Source organism: Paraburkholderia flava, assembly GCF_004359985.1.
Classification (GTDB): domain Bacteria; phylum Pseudomonadota; class Gammaproteobacteria; order Burkholderiales; family Burkholderiaceae; genus Paraburkholderia; species Paraburkholderia flava.
The window spans coordinates 796785-809373 of record NZ_SMRO01000003.1; the positions used below are offsets into that span (position 1 = coordinate 796785).

The window sequence follows — 12589 nt, forward strand, 5'->3', positions numbered from 1 at the left end:
CACGCGGAATACGCTGGCAGCAGGCCGCGCTCGCCGGCGAGGCCGAGTTGCTCGACACGATGAACGCCGATGCCGACGACGCACGGCTCATCACGACAGGCGGCTCCCGGCTCTCGTTCGTTCCGCAGAGCGCGCTTCCCATCGACAGTTCGTATGGCCGGCACATCGCGCGGACCGGCTGCGTGCCGACGCGCTACAACCTGCACGATTTCCTCAACGGGCTGTCGTGGTTCCAGTTTCCGCAGATCAAGTTGGCGCTGAATGCGCTGGGCTTTGCGGCGATCGATTCGCGTGACAGCGGGAGCGCGTCGATGCGCGGCGGCGTGGGTGACGCGCTGACGCACTTCGACGAAAACGCCGTGCTGTTCGCGAGCGCCGACCCGGCGCTGAGCGCGGCGTTACGCGGCTTCGATTGGCGCACGCTCTTCGTGACATCGCGCGACGCATGGACTGCACGGTGCGAGGTGCGCTGCTTCGGCCACGCGCTGCTCGAAAAGCTGATGACGCCGTTCAATGCGTGTACCGCGCACGCGTGGATCGTCGATGTGCCGGCTGATTATTTTGCGTGGCCCGACGACGTGCGTGATACGTGGCTGGACCGTACGGTCAGCGAAGCGTTGTCGGCCGGCGCACTGTCAGGCAGTCGCGCGTTCGCGCCGTTGCCGGTGCTCGGCATCCCGGGTTGGTGGCCCGCCAATCGCGATCCCTCGTTCTACGACGACGTCTCGGTATTTCGCCGCGGCCGGCGGGAGCGATCCCGCGATGCTAGAATCGCGACCAGCAAAGTGGGCCAGGCAGTCGCGGCCTTACCGGCTTCGGCCGGGAAGGGCGAGGAAAGTCCGGACTCCAACGGGCAGGGTGATGGCTAACGGCCATCCGTGGTGACACGCGGAACAGGGCAACAGAAAGCAAACCGCCGATGGCCCGGCGCAAGCCGGGATCAGGTAAGGGTGAAACGGTGCGGTAAGAGCGCACCGCGGCTGCGGCGACGTAGTCCGGCACGGTAACCTCCACCCGGAGCAATTCCAAGTAGGCAGGCGCGCATCTTCGAGATGCAGGACGGTGCCCCCGTCTCGTCTGCGGGTAGGAAGCTCGAGCGCGTCAGCAATGGCGCGCCTAGAGGAATGACTGCCACGCGTTCGCGCCTTCGGGCCGGGCGTGCACAGAATCCGGCTTATCGGCCCGCTTTGCCTCTAAACAAAAAATGCCGGCGTCCTTTACGGACGTCGGCATTTTTCTTTGGCGCGGTTCGGTGCTTGCTACCGCGCTGCGCTCAACCCGCGACGATCTCGAACGAGTGAGTGAGTTCGGCGGTCTTCGCGATCATGATCGACGCGGAGCAGTACTTGTCGTGCGACAGGTTGATCGCGCGCTCGACGGTCGCCGGATTCAGGTTCTTGCCCGTCACCGTGAAGTGGAAGTGGACCTTGGTGAACACCTTGGGGTCTTCGCTGGCGCGTTCGGCTTTCAGCGTCACCGAGCAGCCGGCGATTTCCGCGCGGCTCTTCTTCAGGATCATCACGACGTCGTAGGCGGTGCAGCCGCCGGTGCCGAGCAGGACCATTTCCATCGGGCGCGGCGCGAGGTTGCGGCCGCCGCCTTCAGGCGCACCGTCCATGGTCACGATGTGGCCGCTGCCCGTTTCCGCGGCGAACGCCATGCCGTCCGGTCCCATCCAGCTTACTTTGCATTCCATGCCTGTGCTCCAGTCCAGCGTGCGCTTAAATTCGAGATGGCATTGTAGCCCGTCGCTTACGGGTCTGCCCGAAGGCTACCCGGCCTGCATATTCGCTAGACAGCGCCTTACTTGTTGCGCTGCCGCATGGCTAGGCGCTTCGGGATTGTCCGTAGGGGCTTTAGGGTATTTCCTCTATGGGGAGACTATTTAAAAAGCGCCGGATCGATGGGGAAGCTTGTTTTTAAAGGGGCTTGGAGTGCAGAACCAGAATCACGCATTTCCCAAATTATGAAATCACGTTTCGTAATGTAGTTGTTCTTGCGTCGCACAAGGTCGACTCATATAATGCACTCCATTGGTTGTCGCAGTTCGGCAACCTCCGCATGTCTCCTCCACCCTCCTCCATAGGTGGATTAAACCCGAACCGCTAGTTCGGGTTTTTTTTCGTCCGCGTGCCCGCCTGCTTCCAGGTTTTGACTCGACCGCAAGATTTCCTTTATAATTCAGGGCTTTTCCGCATATGCCCGCGGGAGAAGAACAGGGAGAGCCTGCAACAGCGCCTCGAAGCGCGACATACAAGCAGGAAAAAACACAGGGCACAGCAATTTTTTTGGATCGATCATGAAGACGTTTTCCGCCAAAGCCCATGAGGTGACGCGTGAATGGTACGTGATTGACGCGACGGATAAGGTTCTCGGACGTGTCGCCAGCGAAGTGGCACGCCGTCTGCGCGGCAAGCACAAGCCCGAGTTCACCCCGCACGTCGACACAGGTGATTTCATCATCATCATCAACGCCGGCAAGCTGAAGGTCACGGGTAACAAGACCACGGACAAGAAGTACTATCGCCACTCGGGCTACCCGGGCGGTATCTATGAAACGACGTTCGGCAAGATGCAGGAACGCTTCCCGGGCCGCGCGCTCGAGAAAGCGGTCAAGGGCATGCTGCCGAAGGGCCCGCTCGGCTACGCGATGATCAAGAAGCTGAAGGTCTACGCCGAAGCAACGCACCCGCATTCGGCGCAACAGCCGAAAGCGCTCGAGATCTAAGGGGAGCCCAGATGATCGGTAACTGGAATTACGGTACGGGCCGCCGCAAGAGCGCTGTTGCTCGTGTGTTTATCAAGGCTGGCAAGGGCGAAATCGTTGTGAACGGCAAGCCCATCGCCGACTACTTCTCGCGCGAAACGTCGCTGATGATCGTGCGTCAGCCGCTGGAACTCACGAACCACACCAGCACGTTCGACATCAAGGTGAACGTCAACGGTGGCGGCGAAACGGGTCAGGCTGGTGCAGTTCGCCACGGCATCACGCGCGCGCTGATGGACTACGACGCGACGCTGAAGCCGGAACTGTCGAAGGCTGGCTTCGTGACGCGCGATGCACGTGAAGTCGAACGTAAGAAGGTCGGCTTCCACAAGGCACGCCGCAGGAAGCAGTTCTCGAAGCGTTAATCGCTTCGGGCTGCCGGTTCCGCTTCCGGGCGGGGCTGCTGCAAAAAGCCGTCTGCGTTCGCGCGGACGGCTTTTTTACTTTCGCGAAAGGGTTCCGCAAGGACGTCTTTTTCGTGAAGAACCTGTTGATTTCATGGGCATCGGCACGATATCCGGATCAGCCCTACAATAGCGGTTAGAAGCTTTTTTGGAGAGTTCGAATGAACGCAGTCACCGACACCGCCGTGGCAGAAATGCCGGGCCCCTTCGTTTTCACCGAAGCCGCGGCTGACAAGGTCAAGCAACTGATCGACGAGGAAGGCAATCCGGAGCTGAAGCTGCGCGTCTTCGTGCAGGGCGGCGGCTGCTCGGGCTTCCAGTACGGCTTCACCTTCGACGAAACGGTCAACGAAGACGATACCGTGATGGACAAGAGCGGCGTCCAGTTGCTGATCGACTCGATGAGCTACCAGTACCTGGTCGGCGCCGAGATCGACTACAAGGACGACATCAACGGCGCGCAGTTCGTGATCAAGAACCCGAACGCCACGACCACTTGCGGTTGCGGCTCGTCGTTCTCGGTTTGATCGAGCGGCTTGGCTCAGGTATCACTCAGGTATCAGCAGGCAATAAAAAACGGAGCTTAGGCTCCGTTTTTTATTGCCTGCTGCCGCTTTGATCAGCGCCAGTTGCCGCAGAAGAAATCACCGCGGATAAATCGCCCCAAGCACGCGCTCACCCGCAGCGCCTGTCACAGCCGGCAGATTACCCGGCTCACGCGCGACGCAGCGCATCGCGAGCCACGCGAAGGCCAGCGGCTCGACCTGATGCGGCGGCACGCCCAGTGCCTCAGTGGTCAGCACCGGCACGCCGCTGACACCGCTCGCCTCCAGCGCTTCCTGCAATGCCCTCAACAGTTCCGGATTGCGCGCGCCTCCCCCACATACATACACAGCCCGGCTATCGGATGCATGACGCTCGATCTCGCGCGCCACGGTCACAGCAGTGAGCGCCGCGAGCGTCGCTTGCACGTCGGCGGGTGCGAGCGTCGCGAACGGCTGCAGCTTCGCATCGAGCCACACGGGATTGAAGAGATCGCGGCCCGTGCTCTTCGGCGGCTTCTCGGAGAAGAACGGCTCATCGAGCAACGCATGCAGCAGCGGCCGATGTACCTGACCGCTCGCCGCAAACTGTCCGTTCTCGTCGAACGGCTTGCCCAGATGGCGCTGCGCCCATTCGTCGAGCAATGCATTCGCGGGGCCGCAGTCGAAGCCGCGCACGTTGCCCGATGCGCCGAGCACCGTGATGTTGCTGATACCGCCGAGATTGCAGACCACTCGCGTTTCGCCGGGCGAGCCGAAGATCGTCGCGTGAAAGGCGGGGACGAGCGGTGCGCCCTGACCGCCGGCCGCGACGTCGCGGCTGCGGAAGTCGGCGATCACGTCGATGTGCATCATTTCGGCGAGCAGCGCGGGATTGTTGATCTGCCGCGTGAAGCCTTTTTCCGGACGATGCCGCACCGTTTGCCCATGCACACCGATCGCGCGTATATCGGTGGCCGACAGGCTGCCGCCGCGCAGCAGCTCGTGACAGCAGACGGTATAGCGCGCCGCGAGCGCATTCGCGGCAAGCGCTTCGCGTTCGATCTCGTTGTCGCCGGGTTGTTGCAGTTCGAACAGCGCATCGCGCAGGCCCGCCGAAAAGCTCACGAACGCCTCGGACTTGACGACCGGCGGCTTGCCCTTCGCGAATTCGACGGCGATGCCGTCCACACCGTCCATGCTCGTGCCCGACATCAGCCCGAAATACACGCCGTCCGCCGTGTCTTGCGCCACGTTTTCGCTCCTGTCAGTGGTCGTTCAACCGTTGTAGTTGTAGCAGATTATCCGCGCAAACGAGGGCACGGTTCGCGTTCCGCCGCTTCGGGCCGCGCGGTCTGCATCTATGGGACAATCTCATCCTTTGCGACCTACCGTTTCCAGCATGAGCACCGAGTCCAATTCCACGCCCACGCCCACTCCCGCGTTCCCGATCACCGACGAAGTCCGTCACGCGCTCGCCGTGACGAAGCGCGGCGTCGACGAACTGCTGATCGAAGACGAATTCGCGCAGAAGCTCGCGAGGAGCGCGGCGACGGGCAAGCCGCTGCGTATCAAGCTCGGCCTCGATCCGACCGCGCCCGACATCCACATCGGCCACACGGTCGTGCTGAACAAGATGCGTCAGCTGCAGGATCTCGGTCACACGGTGATTTTCCTGATCGGCGATTTCACGTCGCTGATCGGCGATCCGTCGGGCCGTAACGCGACGCGTCCACCGCTCACGCGCGAGCAGATCGAATCGAACGCGAAGACCTATTTCGATCAGGCCGCGCTCGTGCTCGATCGCGAGAAGACTGAGATCCGCTACAACAGCGAATGGTCGATGCCACTCGGCGCTGACGGCATGATCAAGCTCGCGTCGCGTTACACGGTCGCGCGAATTCTCGAGCGCGAAGATTTCACGAAGCGTTTTCAGGGCGGCGTGCCGATCTCGATCCACGAGCTGCTCTATCCGCTGATGCAGGGCTACGACTCGGTCGCGCTGAACGCCGATCTCGAACTCGGCGGCACGGACCAGAAATTCAATCTGCTGGTGGGCCGTGAACTGCAGAAGCAGTACGGCCAGGAGCAGCAGTGCATCCTGACGATGCCGCTGCTCGAAGGGCTCGACGGCGTCGAGAAGATGTCGAAGTCGAAGCACAACTACATCGGTATCAGCGAAAAGCCGAACGACATGTTCGGCAAGCTGATGAGCATCTCCGACGTGTTGATGTGGCGTTACTTCGAGCTGCTGTCGTTCCGTCCGATGGACGAGATCGGCGGCTTCAAAAAGGAAATCGAAGCCGGCCGCAATCCGCGCGATTTCAAGGTGCTGCTCGCGCAGGAAATCGTCACGCGCTTCCATTCGCAGCCCGATGCTGAGCGCGCGCTCGAAGACTTCAATCATCGCGCGAAGGGTGGTGTGCCCGACGACATTCCGTCGGTGACGTTGGCCGGCGCGCCGCTCGCGATCGGTCAATTGCTGAAGCAGGCCAACCTCGTGCCGTCGACGAGCGAAGCGTTGCGCAACATCGAGCAGGGCGGCGTGAAGATCGACGGTACGACGGTGTCCGACAAGGCGCTGAAGGTCGAAGCCGGCGAGTACGTCGTGCAGGTCGGCAAGCGCCGCTTCGCACGCGTCACACTGAGCGCATGACACCGACCGTATGATCGCGTTGATCCAGCGGGTCGCGCGCGCGGACGTGCGCGTCGGCGAGCGTGTGACGGGGGCAATCGGTGCCGGTCTGCTCGCGCTGATCTGCGCGGAGCGCGGCGATACCGACGCGGCCGCCGACCGGCTGCTCGCCAAACTGCTCGGCTACCGCGTGTTCAGCGATGCCGCCGGCAAGATGAACCTGCCGGTGCAGAACATCGATGGCGCGGGGACCGCAGGCGGCCTGCTGCTGGTGTCGCAGTTCACGCTGGCCGCGGACACGAACAGCGGCCTGCGCCCGAGCTTCACGCCGGCAGCCGCACCCGACGAAGGGCGTCGATTGTTCGACTACTTCGTCTCGGCTGCGCGAACGAAGCATCCGATCGTCGAGACCGGCGAGTTCGGCGCGGACATGCAGGTGTCGCTCGTCAACGACGGTCCGGTCACGTTCTGGCTGCAGACGCACGCCTGACGCAGCGTCGCCGCGTTGCGACATCTCTCTTTCTCTTCCGTTGCCCGAGGCGCCGCTCATGTCCACGCAGATTCTCTTCATCCGGCACGGCGAAACCGAATGGAATCGCATCAAGCGCATCCAGGGGCACATCGACATTCCGCTCGCTGCGAGCGGCGTCGAGCAGGCGCAGCGTCTCGCGCAACGGCTCGCGCGCGAGGTGCGTGAAGGTGCGCGGCTCGACGCGATCTATTCGAGCGATCTGCAGCGCGCGCAGCAAACCGCACAGCCGATTGCGACCGCGCTTAGGCTTTCGTTGCAGTTGAGCGAAGGGCTTCGCGAACGCTCGTATGGCGCGTTCCAGGGCCACGACAGCGACGAGATTGCCGTCCGCTTTCCGGACGAATACGCGCAGTGGCAAACGCGCGATCCGGGCTTTGCGCCGCCCGAAGGCGAATCGCAGCGCGGGTTCTATCATCGCGTGCTGCATGCGCTGGAACCGATCGTCGCCGCGCATCCGAACGGACGAATCGCGTGTGTCGCGCACGGCGGCGTGCTGGATTGTGTGTACCGGTTCGCGCACGATCGGCCGCTCGATGCGCCGCGTAATTACCCGTTGCTGAACACGAGCGTCAATATCGTCGAGATGAAAGACGGTCGCGCGACGGTGCTGTCGTGGGGAGACGTCGCGCATCTGGACGGCGCCAGCGATGACGACAACCTACACAAGACCCCGTCGCGTATTCCGGAACCGGGACGCTAACCGGTCGTTGAATCGGCGGCACGTCGACGCGCCCGCTTCGCCGCACTGTTGACGAGCGCCCAGCGCATCACCGGCGCAACGAGCTTCACGCCAGGCCGCGCGAACGTGCGCCTCACAGCAGCGAGCCGGTCGAAACCGAACATCCTTTGCGCCCAGTCGGGCAACAGATCGACACCCGCATTCAACATCAGCGTACCGGCCGGCCGCATCGCGGGGCTCGGTGCGCGCGCGTTCATCAGAATCCGCACGACTTCATGGGTACGCGGCCCGACTTCGAGTTCCGGCTGCATCTTCAGCAGATACGCTTCGATCTCAGCGCCCGAGTGCGGCACGTCGGTTGCACCGAGCAGTTCGGCGATGTGAGCGGTTTCCGCGAAATAACGGTCCTGAGCCTGCACTGACAGCGACGGGTTCACGTAGCGCAGATGCGCGGCCAGAAAACTCGACACCTCCGCGACATGCACCCACGTGAGCAACGCCGGATCGCTCGCACGATACGCGCGGCCGTCGGGCGCGGTGCCTGTCACGCCGAGGTGAATCTTCTTGACCCGTTCGATCAGCGCAAGCGCGTCGCGGCGATTGCCGTACGTCGTGCCGGTGATGAACGTCGCGGTGCGACGCAGGCGACCGAGGATGTCGGTGCGAAACGTCGAGTGATCCCAGACGCCGGCAAGCGCAAGCGGATGCAGCGCCTGCAGCAGCAACGCGCCGATGCCGCCCACCATCATCGATGTGAAATCGCCGTGCACCTGCCAGCAGATCGCGTCGGGCCCAAACAGGCCGGGATCGCCGGGCGGCGACGAAAGATCGAGGACCGGACCGCTACCGACAGTGAGATGCGTGATGCCGTCGACGATCGATGTGCGCACGCGCTGCGCGAACAGCGCGCCTAAACGAATGCGTTGGTCATGACCGGACATCGCTGTGCGCTCTTCGAGGTCCGTGGCCGGCTCAGGATTCGCCGGATTCCCAGATGCCGGGCAACGGCGTCGACGCATCCGGCGCGGCAAGGCCGAAGTGCCGGTACGTCAGCAGCGTGGCGACGCGGCCACGCGGTGTGCGTTGCAAATAGCCCTGCTGGATCAGATACGGTTCGAGCACGTCTTCGATCGTGTCGCGTTCTTCACCGATCGCCGCAGCCAGATTGTCGACGCCGACCGGGCCGCCGTCGAACTTGTGCAGGATCGCTTCGAGCAGCTTGCGGTCCATCAGGTCGAAGCCGACCGGATCGACGTCGAGCATCGCGAGCGCCGCGTCGGCAACCTTCGCGGTGATGTTGCCGTCGGCTTTCACCTCGGCGTAATCGCGCACGCGACGCAGCAGACGGTTCGCGATACGCGGCGTACCGCGAGCGCGCTTCGCGATTTCGAACGCACCGTCCGGATGAATCTGCGCATTGAGCAGCGACGCAGAGCGGCTGACGATGCGCGAGAGTTCCTCGGCGTTGTAGAACTCCAGCCGCGCGACGATACCGAAGCGGTCACGCAGCGGATTGGTCAGCATGCCGGCGCGCGTGGTCGCGCCGACCAGCGTGAATGGCTGCAAGTCCAGCTTCACGCTGCGCGCAGCCGGACCCTCGCCGATCATGATGTCGATCTGGTAGTCCTCGAGCGCGGGGTACAGGATTTCCTCGACGACCGGCGAGAGCCGGTGGATTTCGTCGATGAACAGCACGTCGTTCGCTTCGAGATTGGTCAGCAGCGCGGCAAGGTCGCCAGCGCGTTCGAGCACGGGCCCCGACGTCTGCCGCAGGTTCACGCCCATTTCGCGCGCGATGATGTGCGCGAGTGTGGTTTTACCGAGCCCAGGGGGGCCGAACAGCAGCACGTGGTCGAGCGATTCGGAGCGGCGGCGTGCCGCTTCGATAAAGATTTCGAGCTGGCCGCGAATCTTCTCCTGCCCGACGTACTCGTCGAGCTGCTTCGGGCGCAACGCGCGCTCGAACGCCTCTTCATTCGGCGACACAGGCGTGGCGGCGATGACGCGTTCAGCGGCGAGTTTGTCGGTTTCAATCATTCGGGCATTGTACCGCGCACAGCCCGATCGCCAAGCCGGCCGATCGGCCAGGGTGCGCCGCGTACGCGGGCGTGGGAAGCTTTATCCACGCCGCGCCGCGCGTGTCGTCCAAAGCCCGCGTCAGGCTTTCGACAAAGCCTTCAGCGCGAGCTTGATCCCTTCGGACACCCCCGTGCCGGCCGGCACGTTCTTGATCGCGGCCAGCGCTTCTTTTTCGGAGTAACCCAATGCCAGCAGTGCGTTCAGGATATCGCTCGCGTGATCGGAGGCGGACGCTGCGCTCGCCATCGCGCCGAGATCCGCACCGAGCTTGCCCTTCAGTTCCAGCAGCAGACGCTCGGCGGTTTTCTTGCCGATGCCCGGCACGCGCGTCAGGCGCGCCGCGTCCTGCAGCGTGACGGTTTGCGACAGCTCGTGCACGCTCATTCCCGACAGCACCGCCAGCGCCATCCGCGCACCGATGCCGCTGATCTTCAGCAGCTCGCGGAACGTCATCCGTTCCTGCGCGGTGCCGAACCCGTACAGCAGATGCGCGTCCTCGCGCACAATCAACTGCGTGAGCAGCACGACGCGTTCGCCGGTGGAGGGCAGGTTGTAGAACGTGCTCATCGGCACGTCGATTTCGTAGCCGACGCCGTTGCAGTCGACCAGCAGGTGCGGCGGATTTTTTTCCAGCAGGACGCCGGCAATGCGACCGATCATGGCGGATTCAATCGAATGAGAGGAGTGGGAAGCGACGAGTGTAGCGCAGCGCGCGCATCAGCCGATCAGGCGTCCGCGTCGCACGCGCAAGCCCTTGCGGGCAAGCGATGGCGCAATGCCGCCGAGCGTGCTGAGCGTGCCGCCGCCGTGCGCATGACAGATCGCCATGCCGAGCGCGTCGGCGGCATCGGTGCCCGGCAGACCCGACAGGTTAAGCAGACGCACGACCATGTGCTGCATCTGTTCCTTCGTCGCGCGGCCGTAGCCGACAACCGCTTGCTTGAGTTGCAGCGCGGTGTATTCGGCCACCGGCACGCCGCCCGCCACCAGCCCGCAGATCGCTGCACCACGCGCCTGACCGAGCAGCAGCGTCGACTGCGGATTGACGTTCACGAACACTTTTTCGATCGCGGACTGATCGGGCGCGTGCTGACGGATCAGCGTGGAGATCCCTTCGAAGATCGTGCCGAGCCGCGACGGCAGGTCGGCATCCGCAGTCTTGATCACGCCGCTCGCTACGTATGTGAGCTGATGACCGGACTGGTCGATCACGCCGAAGCCGGTCACGCGCAAGCCTGGGTCGATGCCGAGAATTCTCATGAAATACGCTGGGAAAGGACTGCCTTCGATACTACAACGAATCGAATGAAAAACGGCCGGCGAGGCCTGGAGCCCCGCCGGCCGTTGCCGGTATCTACGCTACGCCGCCTGAAAGAGCGTTCAGTGGCGGAAGTGACGCACGCCGGTGACCACCATCGCGATATTGTGCTCGTCGGCGGCAGCGATCACTTCGTCGTCGCGCATCGAGCCGCCCGGCTGGATCACGCACGTCGCGCCCGCAGCAACAACGACGTCGAGACCGTCGCGGAACGGGAAGAACGCATCCGACGCTACCGCCGAACCGTTCAGCGACAAGCCCGCGTTCTGCGCCTTGATGCTTGCGATCCGCGCGGAGTCCACACGGCTCATCTGGCCCGCACCGACGCCGAGCGTCATGCCGTTGCCGCAGAACACGATCGCATTCGACTTCACGTACTTCGCGACGCGCCACGCAAACAGCAGATCGTCCATTTCCTTCGGCGTGGGATGACGCTTCGTCGCGACACGCAGTTCGTGCGGCTGCACGTTGCGCGAATCGAGCGACTGCACGAGCAGGCCGCCGCCCACGCGCTTCAGGTCGAATGCGTTATGGCCTTCGCCCAGTGCGATTTCAAGCAGACGCACGTTCTGCTTCGCGGCGAACACTTGCCGCGCCGCTTCGCTGAACGACGGTGCGATCAGCACTTCGACGAACTGCTTCGCGACCGCTTGCGCCGCCGTTTCGTCGACTTCGCGATTGAACGCGATGATGCCGCCGAACGCCGAGGTCGGATCGGTCTGGAACGCCTTCGAATACGCGTCGTGTGCATCGTTGCCGACCGCGACGCCGCACGGGTTCGCATGCTTGACGATCACGCACGCGGGCACGTCGAACGTCTTCACGCATTCCCACGCTGCGTCGGAATCGGCGATGTTGTTGTACGACAGTTCCTTGCCCTGCAACTGACGGTAGTCCGCGAGCGCGCCGGCCGGGGCCGCGAGATCGCGATAGAACGCCGCGCCCTGATGCGGGTTCTCGCCGTAGCGCAGATCCTGCACCTTCGAGAACGCGAGGTTCAGCGTCGCCGGGTACGCGTTGCGCGACTTGTGCTGCAGTTCGTCGGTGAGGCTCGTCAGATAGTTCGTGATCGCGCCGTCGTACTGCGCGGTGTGCGCGAACACCTTGGTGGCGAGACGGAAGTTGGTCGTGTAGCCGACCGCGTTCGCGTTCGCGCGCATTTCGTCGAGCACGACCGCGTAGTCGGCCGGGTCGACCACGACGGTCACGTCGCGGTGATTCTTCGCGGCCGAGCGCAGCATCGTCGGGCCGCCGATGTCGATGTTCTCGATCGCGTCTTCAAGCGAGCACTCTTCCTTCGACACCGTCTGCACGAACGGATACAGATTCACGACGAGCAGATCGATCGTCGGGATGTCGTGCTTTTCGAGCGCGGCCATGTGCTCCGGCAGATCGCGGCGCGCGAGAATCCCGCCGTGCACTTTCGGATGCAGCGTCTTCACGCGGCCGTCGAGCATCTCGGGAAAGCCGGTGTAGTCGGCCACTTCCGTGACCGCGAGGCCGGCGTCGGCCAGCAGTTTAGCGGTGCCGCCCGTCGACAGGATCTTCACGCCGAGGCCGGACAGCGCCTTCGCGAAATCGACGATGCCGGATTTATCGGAAACGGAGATGAGGGCTTGCTTGATCATGATGGGAACGGGAAGCCGAAAGGGGA

At 63.4% G+C, this 12589-nt stretch carries 13 protein-coding genes, 1 other RNA gene and 1 pseudogene; 8 read left to right on the forward strand and 7 right to left on the reverse strand.

What is annotated here, in order from left to right; all coding sequences use genetic code 11:
* Positions 1 to 59 precede the first annotated feature (59 nt).
* Positions 60 to 686, forward strand: a pseudogene (locus E1748_RS26110) (DUF3025 domain-containing protein); the annotation flags it as partial.
* Between the two features lie 96 nt (positions 687 to 782).
* An RNA gene (gene rnpB / locus E1748_RS26115) (RNase P RNA component class A) lies at positions 783 to 1193 on the forward strand.
* Positions 1194 to 1273: 80 nt separating this feature from the next.
* Here rnpB and E1748_RS26120 read toward each other — a convergent pair.
* Positions 1274 to 1696: an OsmC family protein gene (locus E1748_RS26120; protein ID WP_133650155.1), complete on the reverse strand. Its 423-nt coding sequence runs from the start codon at positions 1694 to 1696 to the stop codon at positions 1274 to 1276.
* Between the two features lie 603 nt (positions 1697 to 2299).
* On the opposite strand from E1748_RS26120, the gene rplM reads away from it, so the two are divergent.
* The 3 genes from rplM (at position 2300) to erpA (ending at position 3698) form a co-directional block, all read left to right on the forward strand.
* The gene (gene rplM, locus E1748_RS26125) at positions 2300 to 2728 is read left to right on the forward strand and encodes a 50S ribosomal protein L13 (RefSeq protein ID WP_133650156.1); all 429 of its coding nucleotides are present in this window, start codon (positions 2300 to 2302) and stop codon (positions 2726 to 2728) included.
* 11 nt (positions 2729 to 2739) lie between these two features.
* Entirely contained in the window at positions 2740 to 3132 is a 393-nt protein-coding gene (gene rpsI / locus E1748_RS26130; protein ID WP_133650157.1) for a 30S ribosomal protein S9, read from the forward strand.
* Between the two features lie 200 nt (positions 3133 to 3332).
* Complete coding sequence (gene erpA / locus E1748_RS26135; protein ID WP_133650158.1) at positions 3333 to 3698, forward strand: iron-sulfur cluster insertion protein ErpA; 366 nt, start codon at positions 3333 to 3335, stop codon at positions 3696 to 3698.
* A 117-nt stretch (positions 3699 to 3815) separates the two neighbouring features.
* On the opposite strand, the gene E1748_RS26140 is transcribed toward erpA, so the two are convergent.
* A complete protein-coding gene (locus tag E1748_RS26140) occupies positions 3816 to 4946 on the reverse strand; it encodes an anhydro-N-acetylmuramic acid kinase (RefSeq protein ID WP_133650159.1) in 1131 nt (376 codons plus the stop codon).
* A 148-nt stretch (positions 4947 to 5094) separates the two neighbouring features.
* On the opposite strand from E1748_RS26140, the gene tyrS reads away from it, so the two are divergent.
* The 3 genes from tyrS to E1748_RS26155 are packed head-to-tail and all read left to right on the forward strand — an operon-like array spanning position 5095 to position 7559.
* On the forward strand, positions 5095 to 6348 hold the full coding sequence (tyrS, locus tag E1748_RS26145) for a tyrosine--tRNA ligase (RefSeq protein ID WP_133650160.1): 1254 nt from the start codon (positions 5095 to 5097) through the stop codon (positions 6346 to 6348).
* Between the two features lie 10 nt (positions 6349 to 6358).
* The gene (gene dtd / locus E1748_RS26150; protein WP_133650161.1) at positions 6359 to 6817 is read left to right on the forward strand and encodes a D-aminoacyl-tRNA deacylase; all 459 of its coding nucleotides are present in this window, start codon (positions 6359 to 6361) and stop codon (positions 6815 to 6817) included.
* Positions 6818 to 6875: 58 nt separating this feature from the next.
* Positions 6876 to 7559 (forward strand): histidine phosphatase family protein, encoded by a 684-nt coding sequence (locus E1748_RS26155; RefSeq protein ID WP_133650162.1) that lies wholly within the window; start codon positions 6876 to 6878, stop codon positions 7557 to 7559.
* Here the strand turns inward: E1748_RS26155 and E1748_RS26160 are convergent.
* The 5 genes from E1748_RS26160 to purH form a co-directional block, all read right to left on the reverse strand.
* Positions 7556 to 8479 (reverse strand): oxygenase MpaB family protein, encoded by a 924-nt coding sequence (locus tag E1748_RS26160; protein WP_133650163.1) that lies wholly within the window; start codon positions 8477 to 8479, stop codon positions 7556 to 7558. The genes E1748_RS26155 and E1748_RS26160 overlap by 4 nt on opposite strands.
* A 31-nt stretch (positions 8480 to 8510) precedes the next feature.
* Complete coding sequence (gene ruvB / locus E1748_RS26165) at positions 8511 to 9575, reverse strand: Holliday junction branch migration DNA helicase RuvB (RefSeq protein ID WP_133650164.1); 1065 nt, start codon at positions 9573 to 9575, stop codon at positions 8511 to 8513.
* Positions 9576 to 9695: 120 nt separating this feature from the next.
* Positions 9696 to 10277 carry a Holliday junction branch migration protein RuvA gene (gene ruvA, locus E1748_RS26170; protein WP_133650165.1) on the reverse strand — a complete coding sequence of 194 codons (582 nt, stop codon included), beginning with the start codon at positions 10275 to 10277 and terminating at the stop codon, positions 9696 to 9698.
* 57 nt (positions 10278 to 10334) lie between these two features.
* Positions 10335 to 10877: a crossover junction endodeoxyribonuclease RuvC gene (gene ruvC, locus E1748_RS26175; RefSeq protein WP_133650166.1), complete on the reverse strand. Its 543-nt coding sequence runs from the start codon at positions 10875 to 10877 to the stop codon at positions 10335 to 10337.
* 120 nt (positions 10878 to 10997) lie between these two features.
* Positions 10998 to 12563 (reverse strand): bifunctional phosphoribosylaminoimidazolecarboxamide formyltransferase/IMP cyclohydrolase, encoded by a 1566-nt coding sequence (purH, locus tag E1748_RS26180; RefSeq protein ID WP_133650167.1) that lies wholly within the window; start codon positions 12561 to 12563, stop codon positions 10998 to 11000.
* Positions 12564 to 12589: the final 26 nt, after the last annotated feature.